Origin of the sequence: Pseudomonas sp. PDM21 (assembly GCF_014852505.2) — a bacterium.
In the GTDB taxonomy this organism is placed as follows: Bacteria; Pseudomonadota; Gammaproteobacteria; order Pseudomonadales; family Pseudomonadaceae; genus Pseudomonas.
In genome coordinates, this window is sequence record NZ_CM181223.1 from 1,449,628 (window position 1) to 1,466,264 (window position 16,637).

Below are 16,637 nucleotides of genomic sequence, written 5' to 3' on the forward strand. Positions count from 1 at the left end.
CAGGCGCTCACACCCAGCGATCATTCTCCGCCGTGCGTTCGCCGCCCTGGTCGCCGGTGTTCAGCATGCCGCGCGGTTCGATCAGCATCAGCTGCACCTCGTGCTCGGCATAGGGTTTGTGTTCCACCCCACGGGGTACCACGTAAAGCTCGCCGGCGCGCAGGGTCAGCGGACCGTCGCGGAAGTCGATGCGCAGCTCGCCGCCCAGCACGATGAAGGTCTCGTCGGTGTCGGCGTGGCTGTGCCAGACGAAATCGCCCTGCAGCTTCACCACCTTGAGCTGGTAGTCGTTCATCTCGGCGATCACCCGTGGTTGCCAGGTTTCAGTGAGGCGACCGAGCTTGTCCTGCAGGTTGATCGGTTGGCGTTGGGTCACGGTGGTTTTCTCCTTGGGATCGGTCTGCCCAAACTACTGCCGGCCCCTGGCGCGGTCTTGCAGGAACTTGCGCTTCACTGTCGCTGTTGCTGCTGGTCGCCATGCAGTAGCGGGGAGCGAAAAGCGGGCGACTATGCTCAGAACATCGCGCCTGTTCCTGCTGGAGACCGCCATGTCCACGCCCGCTCCCATCGCCCGCCCCAGCGTCATTCCCTGCCTGCGCTACCGCGATGCGCCCCAGGCCATCGACTGGCTGTGCGCCACCTTCGGTTTCCAGCGGCAGTTGGTAGTTGCCGATGACCATGGCGGCATCGCCCACGCACAGCTGGCGCTGGCCGACAGCAGTGGGTTGGTGATGCTCGGATCGCTGCATGACAACGAGTACGGCCGGCTGATGCGCCAGCCCGATGAGATCGGCGGCTGCACCCAGAGCATCTACGTGGTGGTGAAGGATGCCGAGGTGCTGTACCGCGCGGCAGTGGACGGCGGCGCGCAGATCGTCATCGACATCAAGGACGAGGACTACGGCGGCCAGGGTTTCACCTGCCGTGATCCGGAAGGGCACATCTGGAGTTTCGGCACCTACGATCCCTGGCACTGATTTCGCGCGTCCCGTCCGCCTCCGCAACATCCTGCCCAACCCCCGCGCTTGACGCTTTCGTCCGCCGAGTGTTCAGATTCGCCCCGTTTCAGGTGCCCCCCGCCGCCGTGCGTGGGGTGAAACGGGAAGCCGGTGCGTCGCCCTCGCGCGATCAGTCCGGCGCTGCCCCCGCAACGGTAAGCGAGCGGAACATCCATTAGGCCACTGTGCTCAGGCATGGGAAGGCGGAAGTTTCATGACCCTCGCAAGCCCGGAGACCGGCCTGGAACCTGTTTGGCAAACCCGCGGTGGGCGGGCGTGAGCCGGTTCCCGGAGCGCGCTCGTTCCGGGTGTCGCTGCGCCGCCTGCGAAATCCCGATTTCGAGGCGATCACCTTGCAACATTCTTCGTTCCTGAACCGGCGCGCCCTGCGCTGGACCCCCGTTCTCTCCCTGTGCGCCCTCAGCTCGCAGCTCGCTGCGGCGCCGCTCGACCTGGCCGATGAAGTCGTCAGCGGCCCTTCCGTGGAGTCCACTACCGTGGCCGACATGGCCCGCTACGGCAGCAAGCTGGAGGTCATCGACCGGCAGCAGATCGAACGCGCCGGCCCCAGCGCCGACATCACCCGTGTGCTGCAGATGTACGTGCCCGGTCTGTTCGTCGCGCCAAAGAACGGCCCGTTCGACTACGGCACCTACTCGCTGCTCGGCGGGCGCAACGACGACACATTGATCCTGCTGGACGGCGTGCGCCTGAACAACCGCCTCTACGGCGGCATCTACATCGACACCCTGCCGACCACTGCGGTGGAGCGCATCGAAGTGCTCAAGGGCGGCCAGGGCCTGCTGTTCGGCACCCAGGCGGTGTCCGGGGTGATCAACATCGTCACCCGCAGCGCGCGCAGCCGCGAGGCGGCCGGCGAAGTGAATCTCGGCCTGGACACCTTCAAGGGCCGCAGTGGTGATGCCCGCGCCGAGAAGATCGTGCAGAACGGCCTGGGCGACCTCGGCCTGATGGCCTACCTCAGCCACAACCGCTCCGACGGCTACCAGCCTTACCGCGACCGCGACATGACCGACACGGTGAGCGACAAGCGCCGCTCCTACGACGTCAACGTGTTCGGCGCCAAGGCCATCCAGGCCATCGGCGATGCCTCGCGCCTGGAACTGTTCTACCAGTACGCCGACGCCGAGCTGGACTTCGCCCGGCCGACGTCCAACCACCACACCAGCAACAACCGCGTGCAGCAGATCGCCACGGCGACCTTCCAGCAGAGCGTCGGCGACGATTTCAGCTGGTTCGCCAAGACCCACATCAACGACTGGGATACCCGCTACGACCGCGTCTACAACCTGCAGGGCGGCGGCACCCAGGTGCTCAACCACAACGACTACTGGGGCTTCACCGACTGGGGCGCGCAGCTCGAAGGCAAGGCGAAGCTGGCGGGCGGTCACGAGCTGGTCTTCGGCAATGACAACCAGTGGTACAAGGGCCAGGACGATGTGCTGATCATCGACAACGACAAGGCCGAGTCCCACGCGCTCTACGCCCAGCTGCGGCCGAACATCGAGGCGCTGCCCGACTGGCACCCGAGCCTGGGCGTGCGCCGCGAGGAAATCTCCGGCGGCGAAGGCGCCACCGTGTGGATGCTGACCTCGCTCTATGACCTCACGCAGCAGCTCAAGCTGCGCGGCCAGTTTGGCACCGCCTTCAAGCTGCCCACCGCCGAGCAGTTGTTCGTCAACGAGCCGGGCGACGAAGTGGGCAACCGCGACCTCAAGCCCGAGCGCAGCCGCAACGCCGAGCTGGGCCTGGACTACACCGGCGAGCTGTTCGAGCAGCCGTGGAGCGGCAGCGTCACGCTGTTCCGCCGCGAGATCACCGATCTCATCACCCTCGCGGGCGACCAGTGGGTGAACGGCAATGGCGAGATCACCGTGCGTGGCGTGGAAGCCAACGGCCAGTGGCAGTTCGGGCGGCACTGGCAGCTTTCTGCGGACGCCACGCGCAACCTCGTGGACAGCCGCGAAGGCGTGACGGTGAACAACATCCCGCACTTCTTCGCCCGCCTGCGCCTGGGCTATGACGACAGCCTCTGGGGCGCGGGCCTTGCTACCCGCTATGTCGGCTCCATCGTCAGCGCCCAGGATGACGACTACGGCCACTACAGCGTGCTCGATGGCGACGCCTACCGCTACCTCGACGCCGCCCACTCGCACCGCTTGAGTCTGCTGCTGGAGAACCTGCTGGACCGCGACTACGCCACCGGTCGCACCAGCAACGGCATCCGCCAGGTGGACAACCTCGGCCGGCCGCGTACCGCCGAGCTGCGCTACACCTTCAGCTTCTGATGAAGGCCATCCTGCTGGTCGGCCCGCTCGCCGGAGCCCAGGGCGAGCGCCTGCACCGCGAGGTGTCGGCGCGTCTCGCCAGTGTCGAATGCATCGATACCGGCGAGGGTTTCGATTCGCTCTGGGGGCGGGTGCGCGCGCTGATGGCGGAGGCGCGGGAGCTTTTGCTGGTCGACCTTGAACCGACCGCTGACGGTGCCTACCTCGACTGGTTGCGTGCCGAGCTGGCCGCGCTGTCAGAAGATCATCCGCAGGCGCCGCCGCCGAAAGTCACCGCGTCGGCGCTCGGCCGGCGCGGGCTGGACGCGGCGGCGGTGCTGGCGGCGATTGGTGACCCGGCGCAACAGCTGGATTGCCAGGGCGTCGGCGCAGTGCCGTCGCAGCCGGACTGGTCCGCGCCGCCGCCGCACCGGCATCACCTGTTCCTCTGTACCGGGCCGCGCTGCGTGCGGCGTGGTGCGCTGCCGTTGTGGAAAACCCTGCGCCGCGAACTGATCCGTCTCGATCTCTACGAGAACGCTGCGGGTGCCCTGCTGACCCGTACCGGCTGCCAGTTCCCGTGCAATCGCGGGCCGCTGCTGACGGTCTATCCCGAACGTGTCTGGTATGGCCTGCGCAGTGACGAGCAAGTGTGCCGGATGGTGGCGGAGCATCTGCGCGACGGCGTGCCGGTGGCGGAGCTGCGGGTGGACGAGCCATGAGGCGCTCGCTCTTCTTGGGAGCGCGCTTGCTCGCGAGCGGGTGGAGGCAGCGTCGCTCAACTGCCGGAGGCGCTCGCGGGCATGGCCCGCTCCTGCAGGGGACGCTGCTGCTCGCATGCTTGCTTGGCACTATGACGGTCTCCGCGCAGGACTACCGCAACTGCGCCCGGACCTGGCAGATCGACCACCCGCCGCAACGCATCCTCGCCCTCAACCAGCACGCCGCCGACCTGCTGCTGGCGCTGGGCGTCGGAGAGAGGCTGATCGGCGTGGCCTACATCGATGACGATCTCGACCTGGCGAAAGGAAGCTATCGCGGTGTGCCGCTGCTGTCGCGCCAGTACCCGTCGGCGGAAGCGGTCTATGCGCAGCGCCCGGACCTGGTGGTGGCCGGCTTCGCCTCGGCCTTCCGGCTGGGCAACCTGTCCCGCGAGGAACTGGCCGGCCATGGCGTCGCCAGCTATCTGCTGGATGCCGGTTGTGGCGCGTGGCAGGACGACCTGTTCAGCGGTGTCGAGACGGACCTGACGACGCTGGGCGACCTGCTCGGCGAGCAGGAGCGGGCGAAGAAGCTGATCCGCCAGCAACGCGCCGAACTGGCCCAGGCACGCCGCCATTTCTCCGGGAACAAACCGCTGGAAGTCTTCTACCTCGACAGCGCCAGCAACGGCCTGGAGAGCCAGGGCCGGCGTGGCGTGGTCACCCAGTTGCTGCACGCCGCCGGAGCGCACAACCTGTTCGAGGATGTCGATCTGGGTGGCTTCACCGCCAACAGCGAACAACTGCTGGTGCGCGACCCGGAGGTGATCCTGCTGGCCGATGCGCTGTGGTCCACGGCCGAGCAGAAGATCCGAGCCCTGCGTGCCGACCCGGTGCTCTCGCGCCTGCGCGCCGTGCGCGAAGGGCGCTTCGTGGCCTTGCCGTTCACCCACCTGTTCCCCGGCGTGCAAAGTGGCCAGGCTGCACGCGAACTGGCGCAGGCGCTGGAGCGGTTCTGAGGGAGGGGCGTCCCGTCTGTTCACTGGCCACTGTTCCTACCCAAGTGCCGGAGCCCGTGTTAGAAAACGCCCATCGTTCATTCGGAGGCTGTCATGGGCAAGTTGCGCGTTGGGGTGATTTTCGGTGGGCGTTCGGCGGAGCATGAGGTGTCCCTGCAGTCGGCGAAGAATATCGTCGACGCACTGGACCGCGAGCGCTTCGAGCCGGTGCTGGTGGGCATCGACAAGGAGGGCCGCTGGCACCTCAACGATGCCTCCGACTACCTGCTCAACCAGGAAAACCCGGCGTTGATCGCCCTCAACCGCTCCAACCGCGAGCTGGCCGTGGTGCCGGGCAAGGCCGAGCAGCAACTGGTGGAAACCGGCAGTCGCCAGTTGCTCGACCACGTCGACGTGATCTTCCCCATCGTCCACGGCACACAGGGCGAAGACGGTTGCCTGCAGGGCCTGCTGCGCATGGCCGACATCCCCTTCGTCGGTTCCGACGTGCTGGGTTCGGCCATCTGCATGGACAAGGACGTGAGCAAGCGCCTGCTGCGTGACGCCGGCATCGCCATCACGCCCTTCGTCACCCTGACACGCGCCAATGCCACGCGCACGCCGTTTGCCGAGGCGCAGCGCAAGCTTGGCCTGCCGCTGTTCATCAAGCCGGCGAACATGGGCTCCTCGGTGGGCGTTAGCAAGGTCGAGGACGAGGTCGCCTACGACGAGGCCGTGCGCCTCGCGCTGGCCTTCGACGACAAGGTGCTGGTGGAGTCCGCCGTGAAGGGCCGCGAGATCGAGTGCGCGGTACTGGGCAACGAGCAGCCCATCGCCAGCGGCTGCGGCGAGATCGTCGTGGGCAGCGGCTTCTACTCCTACGACAGCAAGTACATCGACGAGGACGCCGCCAAGGTCGTGGTGCCGGCGGACATTCCCGCCGAGGCCAGCGAGCGCATCCGTCAGCTCGCCGTGGACGCCTTCCTGGCGCTGGAATGCTCCGGTCTGGCGCGGGTCGACGTGTTCCTCACCGAGACTGGCGAGGTGCTGATCAACGAGCTGAACTCGCTGCCCGGCTTCACCCGCATCAGCATGTACCCCAAGCTCTGGCAGGCCGCCGGGATGACCTACAGCGAGCTGGTCAGCCGGCTGATCGACCTGGCCATCGAGCGCCACGCCGCCCGCCGCAACCTGCAGACCAACCGCTGATCCACAGCCTGGCTCTTGCTTCTGCGCTACCCTGTGTGCCCGTCGCCCGGTTTCGGGCGGCTGGCCCCGTGTCCCCATTACCAGCGCAAGAAGGAGCACGAGATGAACACCGTGGTATTCGCCGACGGCACCGCCGTTCCCGCCATCGGCCAGGGCACCTGGCGCATGGGCGAGGACAGCTTCCAGCGCAAGCGCGAGATTGCCGCCCTGCGTGAAGGCATCGAGCGCGGTCTGACCCTGATCGACACCGCCGAGATGTACGCCGAGGGTAGCTCGGAAGAGGTGGTCGGTGAGGCGCTGACCGGCCTGCGCGACCAGGTCTTCCTGGTCAGCAAGGTCTACCCGCACAACGCCAGCCGGCGCGGTATCCCCGAGGCCTGCGAACGCAGCCTGCGGCGCCTGGGCACCGATTGCCTGGACCTCTACCTGCTGCACTGGCGCGGCCAGTATTCGCTGGAGGAAACCGTCGAAGCCTTCGAGCGCCTGCGTGAGGCCGGCAAGATCAAGCGCTGGGGCGTGTCCAACTTCGACCTCGACGACCTGCAGGAACTGAACGAACCGGCCTGCACCACCAACCAGGTGCAATACAGCCTGGAGGAGCGCGGCATCGAGTGGGACCTGCTGCCCTGGTGCCAGGAAGAGCGCATGCCGCTGATGGCCTACTGCCCGGTTGGGCAGGGCGGCAAGCTGCTGCGCCATCGCGTGCTGGGAGAAATCGCCGGCCGTCACGATGCTACTCCGGCCCGTGTGGCGCTGGCCTGGCTGATCCACCAGCCGGGCGTGATTGCCATTCCCAAGGCGGTGGAGCCGCTGCATGTGCGTGACAATGCTGCCGCGCTGCAACTGCGCCTGACCCCCGAGGACCTCGAAGCTCTCGACGCCGCCTTCCCGCCGCCGACCCGCAAGCGGCACCTGGCGGTGGTCTGACGCCGGAGCCCCGGTCGTCGCTCGCCAGGGCGCGGCCGGGGTGCGGTGCTAGCCTTGCCCCATGGTCACCGACCGGGGAGGGCTGCAGCGATGAGCAACTACACGGCGGACAGCGCCGCCATCAATCGCGTACTGACGGACTACGTCGAAGGCATGACCTTCGGCGACGAGTCGCGCCTACGCCTGGCGTTCCATCCGTCCTGCAAGATCATCGGCAATTACCACGGCGCGCTGGAGTGGGCGTCTCTGGATGAGTTCATCGGCGCGATCAAGGCCGAGTCGCCGCCACCCGAAGGCGCACCGCCGCCGTGGGAGCTGAAGTCGCTGGACATCACCGGCGACAGCGCGGTCGCCAAGGTCACCGACGAGTTCCTCGGCATGCACTTCACCGACTACCTGGCCCTGCTGCGCATCGGCAACGGCTGGCAGATCGTCAACAAGCTCTATTACCTGCACGAATGACGTGGAACGCATCACCCTGCGCGGCACGCCGGAAACCCTGCTGATCACCCTGTACGCCAAGGCGAAGGAGAGCGAGCTGCCCGACAGCCTGCTGCGCGACCATTTCTCGCGGCAGGCCGTGGAGCACATCGACTACGACTTCGCCCACCTGCACATCGGCCGCGCCGAGCAGGTGGGCATCGCCCTGCGGGCCCGGCTGTTCGATGACTGGGTGCGCGACTTCCTTGCGCGGTGTCCGTCCTGCGTGGTCCTGCAGCTGGGCTGCGGGCTGGACAGCCGGGTCTTTCGCATCGACCCGCCGCCCAGCGTGCAGTGGTTCGAGGTGGACTTCCCTGAAGTGATCGCCTTGCGCGAGCGCCTGTATCCCGCACGGGAAAACTGCCACTTGCTGGCCAGTTCGCTGACTGCGCCGGACTGGTGGCGCGCGGTGCCGACCGGGCGGCCGGTACTGATGGTCGCCGAGGGTGTGTTGCCCTACGTGGAGACTGACGAGGTATTCCGCCTGTTGACTGCGCTGACCGCGAGTTTCGGTCAGGGCGAGCTGGTCTTCGACGGCTACAGTCGCCTGGGCATCCGCCTGTTGCAGTGGAACCCGATGATCCGTCGTACCGGCGCTTTACTGCACTGGGGCATCGACGAGCCGCAGGAGCTGGAGCAACAGGTGCCGGCCCTGCGTTTCGTCGATGCCATTGCCGCCTACGACCGCGCGAAGATCGCTCGGCTGTCCCTGGGCATGCGCCTGCTCTACGAAATCACCCTGGCCATCCCGGCGATGCGCCGCATGGGCCGGCTGCTGCGCTATCGCTTCGGCCCGTAGCCTTCGACAGATGGCCGCACCGCGCCCCGGCTGCTTTACTGATGCGTCTACGACGACCTTGTTCAGGAGCTGGCGATGAAGCTCGAGCCGTTGATGGAAATGAACGTGAAGGCCAGTGTGCCGCTGGAGATCGGCCGCGTGCCGCAGGGCCAGCGGCTGATCTCGGCGGCCGGCGGCGGCACCTTCAAGGGGCAGCGCCTGAGCGGCGAGGTATTGCCCGGCGGTGGCGACTGGATTCTGGTGGACAGTGACGGCGGCTGGCACCTGGAGGTGCGCCTGGTGCTGCGTACCGACGATGGCGCGCGCATCCTGATGCAGCACATTGGTCTTCTCGTGGCCAACCCGAAGATCATCCACGCGGTTTCGCGAGGCGACAGTACCGAGTTCGGCGATACCTACTTCATGATCCAGCCGCGCTTCGAGGTTGGCGACGACCGCTACCGCTGGCTCAACCACCAGCTGGCGGTGGGCGAGGGGCGGTTGGGGCCGGGCTGGGTCGAGTATCGGATATTTTCCCTGTCGAACAGCTGAAACGGATATTTCCCGCAGGTGTCACAACCGCTGAGCATAGTGGGGACTACCAGGTATTCGGAGAAGGACGATGCCGCTTCCCCCTGATATGCATCCGTGCGACAAGATTGCTCTCTTCGATGCCGATTGTCCGCTGGGGCGCGACTGGAGTCGTTTCCTCCGCCATCAGGATCACCTCCGTCGGGTGAAGCTGCACAGTGTGCAGTCAGCAGAGGGGCGGGCGATTCTCGACTGGTTCGGGTTGCCCGGTGATTGCGTGCGCAGCCTGTTGTACATCGATGATCGGCAGGGTTATGAGCGCAGCGATGCACTGCTGCAGGCACTGGGGCAACTGACCTCTCCCTGGCGCTGGCTGCGCGTCCTCCGGGTGCTGCCGGAGTCCCTGCGTGACAGTTGCCTGGACCGAGTTGTCTATCGCCGTTACCGTCTGTTCGCGAGCAAGCTCGCTCCTACCGTTTCGCCTTAGCGCCGGCGCGCATTTCGTTGGACCGAGGGGGACGCCTGGTCCTTGCTCGCGAACCGGGTTGGCACCTCATTTTCCGGTAGGAGCGCGCCATGTCCGCCATCGCGTGCATGGCGCGCTCCTACCGTTGCGTGCGATCAGCGCCCCGCCGATTCGTGTCAGAAACTCCTGCTCACGCTGGCGATTACCGTCGCCGTGCACACGTCGCCAAAGCCGAACTGGGTACGGCATTCGTTCTGCGACAGGTCGGTGTCGATGTAGCTCACCCCCCAGTCGAAGCCCACCCACTCATGGCTCAGTTTCGCTTCCCATTCGTGGTAGGTGTCGCGGGTGCTGCCGTCTCCGGACAGGTAGAGCGGGTCCTTGGCGTCATTGCGGCCGTAGCGCACGCGCAGCTTGAACTCCGCCGGCAGCTCGGCGTTGTAGGCCAGGTAGGTGTAGAGGTTGGCCTGGTCTTCGCCGAAGTAGGTCGGATAGTCGTTGCCGTAGTAGGCCGCCACTTCGAAGCCGTAGGCGTGGAGGATCGCGTAGGTATCGCTCTGGTTGAACTGGGCTTCCTTCGGGTAGGCGTACTTGATGTAGCCCAGGTCCAGGGCGATATCGTCGTTGGCCTGCCAGTACCAGCCGGCGTAGTAGTCGGTTTCCTGGCGGGTCTTCAGACCGCCGCCGAAGTCGACGTTGGAGGTCCACACGCCCAGGTAGGCGCCGGAGGCGTGCTGCAGGGTCAGGCCGAGTTGGGCGGCGGGGTCGTTCTGCGTCTGCGAGATACCGCGGGTGCGGTAGTCGCTGACCAGGGCGGTGTCGATCTGCAGGGCGAAGCCTTCGCCGAGCTCCACGGCCAGGGCGGAGGTGAGCGGGGCGCAGGCGAGCAGCGCGCCGACAAGCCATTGCGGGCGATTCATACGGGGTTCCCTTTGTTGTGATTGTCTGTGGGCAGATGAAAAATCCCGCGCAGCGCCGACCCTCCCGGTCAACTCGGGAAGCTTCGGCAAGGGTTGGGCTGGCGGGCAGGGCGCCGGGGGTGTTCACGCCCCGGCGCAGGAGCCCGGCTCAGAGAGCCGGTTGGTCTTCGGCGCGGTAGATTTCGCGGCCTTCGAACAGGGTGTGGAGCACGCGGGCTTCGTCCAGTTGCTGGTCGGGCACGCTGAACACGTCGCGGTCGAGCACCACCATGTCGGCCTGCTTGCCGGGCGCCAGGGTGCCGATCTTGTCGCCCAGGCCGATGGTCTGCGCGGCGTTGCGGGTGTAGGCGTAGAACATGGTCTGGCGATCCACGCGCTCGGCGGCGTTGAGCACGCCTTCCTCGCCCTGGCGGGTGACGGCCTGGTAGATGGCCTTCAGCGGATCGGGTGTGGACACCGGCCAGTCGCTGGCGCCGGCGATCGTGGCGCCGTTGTCCAGCAGTGACTTGGCCGGGTACATGTAGCGGTAGGCCTCGTCGGCGATGTACGGCTTGACCAGCTCCACGGTGTAGGGCTCGGCGGTGGCCCAGTCCAGCTGCATCGAGGCGATCACGTTCAACTGCTTGAAGCGTGGGAAGTCCTTGGGGTTGACCAGTTGCAGGTGGGTGATCGAGTGGGTCACGCTGCTCTGCCGGTCCTTGCGCGCCTGGGCGACGCCGTTGAGCGATTCGCGCACCGCGCGGTCGCCGATGGCATGCACGTGCACCAGCCAGCCACGGGCATCGGCGGCGCTGACCAGCTCGCCGAAGTGCTTCGGATCGATCAGCAACTCGCCCGGCTTGTGGCTGTTCTTGTAGTTCTCCAGCAGCGCGGCGGACTGCGCCGGGAATTCGATCACGCCGTCGGCGAAGACCTTAATGCCCGGCAGTGTCAGGTTGGGGATGCCCTGGAACTGCTGGCGGACCTTCTCGATGACGTCGAGATCAGCCGGAGTGCTCCTGGGATTGACCACCTGCAGTGCAGCGACGTGGGCGGTGAGTTCGCCGTCGCGAGCCAGATCGCGGTACACCGGCAGTACGCCGACGGTCTTCTCGGTGGGCTTGATGTTGAATACCGCCTCGCCCGGTGCGCCGTTGGCGGCCGGGTCCATCCAGGCGGTGATGCCGAGGCTGTTGTTGTACTTCACTGCAGCGCGGCCGGCGCGGTCCATGGTCTCGGTACTGGCGGCGGGCATGGTCGCAGCGACCAGGTCGAAGCCCGAGTCCACCAGGAAACCGGTGGGGGCGAAGTCCTTGCCGTGGGCGATGTTGCCCTGTTCCAGCGAGCTGAGGCTGCGCACCCTTTGGGCGTCCAGCTTGGCGCGCTTGAGCATGGCGGCGTTGGCCCAGGCGGTGTGGTGGTCGCTGCCGATCAGGATCACCGGCACCTTCTCCCATTCGCCATGGTTCAGACGCTCGGCGAGGCCGTCGGCCTTGGACCAGTAGCTGGAGTTCATGCCGTTCATCACCACGATGTCGCCGTTCTTCGCCTTGCCGCTGTCGCGGTCCTGCTTCAGGCGGGCGACGAAGGCGTCGAGGTCCATCTCCTCATCCAGCAGGCTGGCGGAAATCAGCTCCAGGCCGCCGAAGATGGAGTGCGAGTGGCTGTCGATGAAGCCGGGCATCAGTACCTTGCCGCCCAGGTCGACCTGCTTGCTGCCGGTGCCGGCGAGCTTGCGGATGTCCTCGTTGGAACCTACCTGCAGCACCTTGCCGCCAGCGACGGCGACGGCCTGCTGCAACGGTTGGCCCGGCTCGGCGGTGAAGACCTTGGCGTTGTACAGGATCAGGTCCGCGTTCTGTGCCTGAGCTTCAAAAGTACCCAGTGCGATGGCGAGCGCCAGCGCGCCCTTGAGCATGCCGTGCATGACTTCCCTCTGCTTTTCGGTGGATTATTGTTGGTCTGCGGCGCAGGCTACTGGCGGACCGGATCGTGCGGAAGTCGCCGCCAGGCATAACACTTGTGAAGGATTGGCACGAATGACGATGGACAGATTCAGCAGCCTGGCAATGTTTGTCGCCAGTGCCGAGACCGGCAGTTTCAGCCGCGCCGCCGAGCAGTTGGGCAAGACGCCCTCGGCGGTGACCAAGGCGGTCGGCCAGCTGGAAATCGAAGTCGGCGCGCGCCTGTTCGAGCGCACCACGCGCAGCATGTCGCTGACCGAAGCCGGCCAGCTCTATCTCGACGGCGCCCGCGAGGTGCTGGCGCGGATGCGCGAGACCACCGAGGAAATCGCCCAGCTGCAGCACAGTCTGCGCGGCGTGTTGCGCATCACCGGGCCGCTGATCGTCGGCCCGGTATTCCTCGACCAGGCCTGCGCCGAGTTCCTCGACCTGCATCCGGACGTGCGCCTGCAGGTGGACCTTTCCGACAGCTATGTCGACCTGCTCGACGGCCGCTACGACCTCGCCCTGCGCATGGGCAACAGCGACCTGCCGGGCCTGATCGCCCAACCGCTGGCCGAGAGCCGCCTGATCATGTGCGCCAGCCCGGCCTACCTGGCCCGGCGCGGCACCCCGCGGCACCCCAGCGAGATCGTCGATCACGATTGCCTGGTCTACCGCCATCCGGCGCTGGATGACCGCTGGTGGTTCGACGTGGAGGGCGAGCGCTTCTCGACCCCGCGCAGCGGCCGCCTGAACAGCGATAACCAGGCGGTGCTGCTCACTGCCTGCCTTGCCGGACACGGCCTGTTGCCGTGCCCGCACTGGAGCGTGCTGGAGCACCTGCGCAGCGGCCGGCTGGTGACGGTGCTGGATGACTATTTCTTCGAGCCGGACACCTTCGGCGCGCAGATTCTCGCGGTCTACCCGAGCAACCGCCGGGCGACGCGCAAGATCCACGCGTTCATCGAGCACCTGCGCGACTACCTGGCCCGCGACGGCATCCGCTAGAGAATCACAGCAGCGCCCCGGCCCAGGCCGACACCAGCAGCAGGACCGCCATCAGTTGGTTGAGTCGCTGCATCTGCGTGGGCGAGAGCAGGCGCTGGCTGCCGATACCCAGGCCGGCCCAGACCGCCGTGCAGGGAATCGACACGAGGAAGAACAGCAGCGACAGCAGTTGCACGCGGTCCAGCCGGTCGACGCCGTGGCCGGCATACACGCTGATCACTGCCAGCGCCATCATCCAGGTCTTGGGGTTGACCAGTTGCAGCGCGGCGGCGCCGAGTGCGCCCAGGCGGGCAGCGTCGCCGTCGCGCGCAAGGTCTGCCGGAGGGCTGCGGAAGATCTGCCACGCCAGCCAGCTCAGCCAGAGGACGCCGACCACGCTCATCGCCTGTTGTACGCGCGGCAGGCTGGCCAGCACTTCACCCAGGCCGCTGCCCACGGCGAGTACCAGTGCGGCGGCCGCCGCGCAGCCGCCGAACATGATCGGCAGCGCGGCGCCCCAGCCGAAGCGGGCGCTGTTGCTGAACACCAGCAGGTTGGTCGGCCCCGGCGTGATTGAGGCGACGAAGGCGAAGAGGATGAAGGGCAGCCATTGGCCGAGCTGCGAGAAGTGCATGGCGGGAACTCCGGTAAATCCGTGGGAGCTCATCTTCGCCAGTGCGGCGGGCTCAGTCTGGAAGCTTTGAGCAGCGCTTGCGGTAGTAGGCGGGGGTCACGCCATAGGCACGGCGGAACCAGCGACCGAGGTGGCTCTGGTCGGCGAAGCCGAGGTCGGCGGCGATGTCCGCGGGTGCCAGGCCGCGACCAAGCAATTGCCGCGCTCGGGCCAGGCGCAGCTGGATCAGGTAGGCATGGGGCGGCAGGCCGAAGGCCTGCTTGAAGGCGCGGGTCAGGCGGAAGCGGTCGCAACCCGTGGCGCGGGCCAGGTCGTCGAGACCAATATCGGCGGTCAGGTTGGCGTGCAGGAAGTCCCGCGCGCGCTGCGCCACCATGGGCAGATGAACCTGCGCTTCCCCGCGCTGGCGCCAGTGCAGGTGTCGGGTCATGCCGTCGAGCAGCTCGTCCATGGCGGTCTGGCGGACGATCTTCAGGTCGTTGCCGTGCACCGCCTGGAAGGCGTTGTCGACGCGTCGTGCCAGTCGCGGGTCGTCGATCAGCAGCTCGGGCACGCTCAGCTGGCAGTTGCCCGGCGCCTCCTCGAACAGCGTGCCGATCTCGCGTTCCAGCCAGGGCGCGTCGAGGTACAGGGTGCGGTAGGTGAAGCCGCCTTCGGTGGGTGCCTCGCCATCGTGGATGTCGCCGGGCTCAAGGAAGAACACCTTGCCGGTGGTGCTGATGTAGCGCTGGTTGCGGCTGCGGAACTGCTGGACACCCGACTCGGTGTAGCCGATCAGGTAGCTGTCGTGCCAGTGCGGGTCGTAGGCGTGGCCCTTGAAGTGCGCGCGCAGGCTCTGGATGCCGGTGTCGGCATCCTGCAGCAGGTCGATCCAGTTGTCTTTGTGCATGGGCCGCCTCCGCACCGCTTGCCCGGTCGGCCAGCATAGCGCGCGTGGAGTGGCTGTCTGGAAGATTCGTGCAGCCATCGATCCGATGGCTGCACGATCGGGGGGCGATCAGCCGGCGGCAGCATCGAAGCTGTCGCTGCGCGCCATGCGCCAGATGCGCTCGTAGAACTCGCCTTCGATGTTGCCCGAGAGCAGTTCGCCGGGCTTGAGGAAGTAGTGCAGGTGCGAGAACAGGCGGATCTCGGTGGCCGAGACGCGGCGCACCAGGTGCTTGGCTTCCAGCTGCGACGGGTGCTGGATGCCGGCGGCGGCGATCATCTCGGCCAGGCCTTTGAGCGTGTTGCGGTGGAAGTGGTAGACGCGCTCGGCCTTGTCCGGTACCACCAGGGCGCGCTGGCGCAGCGGGTCCTGGGTGGCGACGCCGGTGGGGCACTTGTTGGTGTGGCAGCTCTGCGACTGGATGCAGCCGATGGCGAACATGAAGCCGCGCGCCGAGTTGGCCCAGTCGGCGCCCATGGCCAGCACGCTGGCGATGTCGAAGGCGCTGACGACCTTGCCGCTGGCGCCGATGCGGATCTTGTCGCGCAGGTTCAGGCCGACCAGGGTGTTGTGCACGAACAGCAGGCCTTCGCGCATCGGCAGGCCCATGTGGTCGGTGAACTCCAGGGGCGCAGCGCCGGTGCCGCCTTCCTTGCCGTCGACGACGATGAAGTCGGGGAGGATGCCAGTCTCGTGCATGGCCTTGGCGATGCCCATGAATTCCCACGGGTGGCCGATGCACAGCTTGAAGCCCACCGGCTTGCCGCCGGAGAGTTCGCGCAACTGGACGATGAAGTTCAGCAGGCCATGGGGCGAATCGAAGGCGCTGTGGGAGGAGGGCGAGATGCAGTCCTGGCCCATGGGCACGCCACGGGTGGAGGCGATTTCCGGCGTCACCTTGTGCTTGGGAAGGATGCCACCGTGGCCGGGCTTGGCGCCCTGGCTCAGCTTGATCTCGATCATCTTCACCTGTGGGTCGACCGCCTGCTTGGCGAAGCGCTCGGGGCTGAAGGTGCCGTCGTCGTTGCGGCAGCCGAAATAGCCGCTGCCCAGTTCCCAGGTCAGGTCGCCGCCGTACTCGCGGTGGTAGGGGCTGATGCTGCCTTCGCCGGTGTCATGGATGAAGCCGCCGAGCTTGGCGCCCTTGTTCAGCGCGCGGATGGCATTGGCGCTCAGCGAGCCGAAGCTCATCGCCGAGATGTTGAACACCGAGATGGAGTAGGGCTGCTTGCACTCCGGGCCGCCGACGGTGACGCGGAAGGTGCATGGATCGGCCACTGGGGCCGGGCGGATGGAGTGGGCGATGAACTCGAAGCCCGACTGGTAGACGTCGATCAGGGTGCCGAAGGGCTTGTCGGCGGTCTCGTTCTTCGCCCGCGAGTACACCAGGGCGCGCTGGGCGCGGGAGAAGGGCAGGGCCTCCTGGTCGCCTTCGAGCAGGTACTGGCGGATTTCCGGGCGGATGGCTTCCACCAGGTAGCGGATGTTGCCCAGGACCGGGTAGTTGCGGCGTACCGCATGGCGTTCCTGCAGCAGGTCGAAGACACCGAGCACGCTCAGGGCAAAGGTGGTTAGGGTGAAGGGCCACACCCAGTCATGCCCGAGGAAGGGCAGGCTGAGCACGGTGAACAGGACGCACGCGGCGAAAAAGGCATAGCGGCTGAGCAGCGACAGGTTCATGGAGTCTCCAGTCGTCGGGCTTTGATCACGGTCAGGTTGGCCAAAAGGGCCGCCACAGAGCATGGCAGGCATCGCGCGAACGCGCCTGGGTGTAGGTCAATGCGGCGGACTTTCGGAAGTCTTTCTAGTTCTGGCGGGCATCGACGGTAGCCCGAAGTGGTGGAAAAAGAAAGCTAGCTAACGATTT

17 protein-coding genes and 1 riboswitch are annotated in these 16,637 nt (G+C 66.6%); of the genes, 11 read left to right on the forward strand and 6 right to left on the reverse strand.

What is annotated here, in order from left to right; all coding sequences use genetic code 11:
* Positions 1-7: 7 nt before the first annotated feature.
* Positions 8-376, reverse strand: a complete 369-nt coding sequence (locus IB275_RS06835) for a cupin domain-containing protein (RefSeq protein ID WP_192289686.1) — start codon at positions 374-376, stop codon at positions 8-10.
* A 172-nt stretch (positions 377-548) separates the two neighbouring features.
* Here IB275_RS06835 and IB275_RS06840 point away from each other — a divergent pair, with 172 nt between their 5' ends.
* The 10 genes from IB275_RS06840 (at position 549) to IB275_RS06885 (ending at position 9,397) form a co-directional block, all read left to right on the forward strand.
* Positions 549-977: a VOC family protein gene (locus IB275_RS06840; protein ID WP_192289684.1), complete on the forward strand. Its 429-nt coding sequence runs from the start codon at positions 549-551 to the stop codon at positions 975-977.
* 73 nt (positions 978-1,050) lie between these two features.
* A riboswitch (cobalamin riboswitch) is annotated at positions 1,051-1,257 on the forward strand.
* A gap of 94 nt (positions 1,258-1,351) precedes the next feature.
* Complete coding sequence (locus IB275_RS06845) at positions 1,352-3,307, forward strand: TonB-dependent receptor plug domain-containing protein (RefSeq protein ID WP_412547967.1); 1,956 nt, start codon at positions 1,352-1,354, stop codon at positions 3,305-3,307.
* Positions 3,307-4,008 carry a (2Fe-2S) ferredoxin domain-containing protein gene (locus IB275_RS06850; RefSeq protein WP_192289680.1) on the forward strand — a complete coding sequence of 234 codons (702 nt, stop codon included), beginning with the start codon at positions 3,307-3,309 and terminating at the stop codon, positions 4,006-4,008. Before IB275_RS06845 ends, IB275_RS06850 begins: the two co-directional genes overlap by 1 nt.
* 131 nt (positions 4,009-4,139) lie before the next feature.
* The gene (locus tag IB275_RS06855) at positions 4,140-5,006 is read left to right on the forward strand and encodes an ABC transporter substrate-binding protein (RefSeq protein WP_192289678.1); all 867 of its coding nucleotides are present in this window, start codon (positions 4,140-4,142) and stop codon (positions 5,004-5,006) included.
* 93 nt (positions 5,007-5,099) lie between these two features.
* Positions 5,100-6,194 carry a D-alanine--D-alanine ligase gene (gene ddlA, locus IB275_RS06860; RefSeq protein ID WP_192289676.1) on the forward strand — a complete coding sequence of 365 codons (1,095 nt, stop codon included), beginning with the start codon at positions 5,100-5,102 and terminating at the stop codon, positions 6,192-6,194.
* Positions 6,195-6,296: 102 nt separating this feature from the next.
* Positions 6,297-7,121: an aldo/keto reductase gene (locus IB275_RS06865; protein WP_192289674.1), complete on the forward strand. Its 825-nt coding sequence runs from the start codon at positions 6,297-6,299 to the stop codon at positions 7,119-7,121.
* Positions 7,122-7,211: 90 nt separating this feature from the next.
* A complete protein-coding gene (locus IB275_RS06870; RefSeq protein WP_192289672.1) occupies positions 7,212-7,583 on the forward strand; it encodes a nuclear transport factor 2 family protein in 372 nt (123 codons plus the stop codon).
* A gap of 1 nt (position 7,584) precedes the next feature.
* Complete coding sequence (locus tag IB275_RS06875; RefSeq protein WP_192289670.1) at positions 7,585-8,400, forward strand: class I SAM-dependent methyltransferase; 816 nt, start codon at positions 7,585-7,587, stop codon at positions 8,398-8,400.
* 75 nt (positions 8,401-8,475) lie between these two features.
* Entirely contained in the window at positions 8,476-8,931 is a 456-nt protein-coding gene (locus IB275_RS06880) for a DUF3237 domain-containing protein (RefSeq protein WP_138212490.1), read from the forward strand.
* A 70-nt stretch (positions 8,932-9,001) separates the two neighbouring features.
* Positions 9,002-9,397 (forward strand): thiol-disulfide oxidoreductase DCC family protein, encoded by a 396-nt coding sequence (locus tag IB275_RS06885; RefSeq protein WP_192289668.1) that lies wholly within the window; start codon positions 9,002-9,004, stop codon positions 9,395-9,397.
* Positions 9,398-9,552: 155 nt separating this feature from the next.
* On the opposite strand, the gene IB275_RS06890 is transcribed toward IB275_RS06885, so the two are convergent.
* Together IB275_RS06890 and IB275_RS06895 are read right to left on the reverse strand one after the other, a co-directional pair.
* Positions 9,553-10,296 (reverse strand): TorF family putative porin, encoded by a 744-nt coding sequence (locus IB275_RS06890; RefSeq protein WP_192289666.1) that lies wholly within the window; start codon positions 10,294-10,296, stop codon positions 9,553-9,555.
* Positions 10,297-10,444: 148 nt separating this feature from the next.
* Positions 10,445-12,202 (reverse strand): amidohydrolase, encoded by a 1,758-nt coding sequence (locus IB275_RS06895; protein ID WP_192289664.1) that lies wholly within the window; start codon positions 12,200-12,202, stop codon positions 10,445-10,447.
* A gap of 118 nt (positions 12,203-12,320) precedes the next feature.
* On the opposite strand from IB275_RS06895, the gene IB275_RS06900 reads away from it, so the two are divergent.
* Entirely contained in the window at positions 12,321-13,229 is a 909-nt protein-coding gene (locus IB275_RS06900; protein WP_192290631.1) for a LysR family transcriptional regulator, read from the forward strand.
* 4 nt (positions 13,230-13,233) lie between these two features.
* Here IB275_RS06900 and IB275_RS06905 read toward each other — a convergent pair whose 3' ends face one another.
* The 3 genes from IB275_RS06905 to IB275_RS06915 all read right to left on the reverse strand — a co-directional run bounded on the left by IB275_RS06905 (position 13,234) and on the right by IB275_RS06915 (position 16,450).
* Positions 13,234-13,842, reverse strand: coding sequence for a LysE family translocator (locus IB275_RS06905; RefSeq protein WP_192289662.1), 609 nt, complete (start codon positions 13,840-13,842; stop codon positions 13,234-13,236).
* 52 nt (positions 13,843-13,894) lie between these two features.
* The gene (locus tag IB275_RS06910; protein WP_192289660.1) at positions 13,895-14,731 is read right to left on the reverse strand and encodes an AraC family transcriptional regulator; all 837 of its coding nucleotides are present in this window, start codon (positions 14,729-14,731) and stop codon (positions 13,895-13,897) included.
* Between the two features lie 108 nt (positions 14,732-14,839).
* The gene (locus IB275_RS06915) at positions 14,840-16,450 is read right to left on the reverse strand and encodes an FMN-binding glutamate synthase family protein (RefSeq protein WP_192289658.1); all 1,611 of its coding nucleotides are present in this window, start codon (positions 16,448-16,450) and stop codon (positions 14,840-14,842) included.
* Between the last annotated feature and the right edge of the window lie 187 nt (positions 16,451-16,637).

Excerpts from the sequence above, each read along its gene's own strand:
- IB275_RS06840 (WP_192289684.1), top strand. The coding sequence starts at position 549 with ATGTCCACGCCCGCTCCCATCGCCCGCCCCAGCGTCATTCCCTGCCTG.
- IB275_RS06850 (WP_192289680.1), top strand. The coding sequence starts at position 3,307 with ATGAAGGCCATCCTGCTGGTCGGCCCGCTCGCCGGAGCCCAGGGCGAG.
- IB275_RS06855 (WP_192289678.1), top strand. The coding sequence starts at position 4,140 with ATGACGGTCTCCGCGCAGGACTACCGCAACTGCGCCCGGACCTGGCAG.
- ddlA (WP_192289676.1), top strand. The coding sequence starts at position 5,100 with ATGGGCAAGTTGCGCGTTGGGGTGATTTTCGGTGGGCGTTCGGCGGAG.
- IB275_RS06865 (WP_192289674.1), top strand. The coding sequence starts at position 6,297 with ATGAACACCGTGGTATTCGCCGACGGCACCGCCGTTCCCGCCATCGGC.
- IB275_RS06870 (WP_192289672.1), top strand. The coding sequence starts at position 7,212 with ATGAGCAACTACACGGCGGACAGCGCCGCCATCAATCGCGTACTGACG.
- IB275_RS06880 (WP_138212490.1), top strand. The coding sequence starts at position 8,476 with ATGAAGCTCGAGCCGTTGATGGAAATGAACGTGAAGGCCAGTGTGCCG.
- IB275_RS06885 (WP_192289668.1), top strand. The coding sequence starts at position 9,002 with ATGCCGCTTCCCCCTGATATGCATCCGTGCGACAAGATTGCTCTCTTC.
- IB275_RS06890 (WP_192289666.1), bottom strand. The coding sequence starts at position 10,296 with ATGAATCGCCCGCAATGGCTTGTCGGCGCGCTGCTCGCCTGCGCCCCG.
- IB275_RS06895 (WP_192289664.1), bottom strand. The coding sequence starts at position 12,202 with ATGCACGGCATGCTCAAGGGCGCGCTGGCGCTCGCCATCGCACTGGGT.
- IB275_RS06900 (WP_192290631.1), top strand. The coding sequence starts at position 12,321 with ATGGACAGATTCAGCAGCCTGGCAATGTTTGTCGCCAGTGCCGAGACC.
- IB275_RS06905 (WP_192289662.1), bottom strand. The coding sequence starts at position 13,842 with ATGCACTTCTCGCAGCTCGGCCAATGGCTGCCCTTCATCCTCTTCGCC.
- IB275_RS06910 (WP_192289660.1), bottom strand. The coding sequence starts at position 14,731 with ATGCACAAAGACAACTGGATCGACCTGCTGCAGGATGCCGACACCGGC.
- IB275_RS06915 (WP_192289658.1), bottom strand. The coding sequence starts at position 16,450 with ATGAACCTGTCGCTGCTCAGCCGCTATGCCTTTTTCGCCGCGTGCGTC.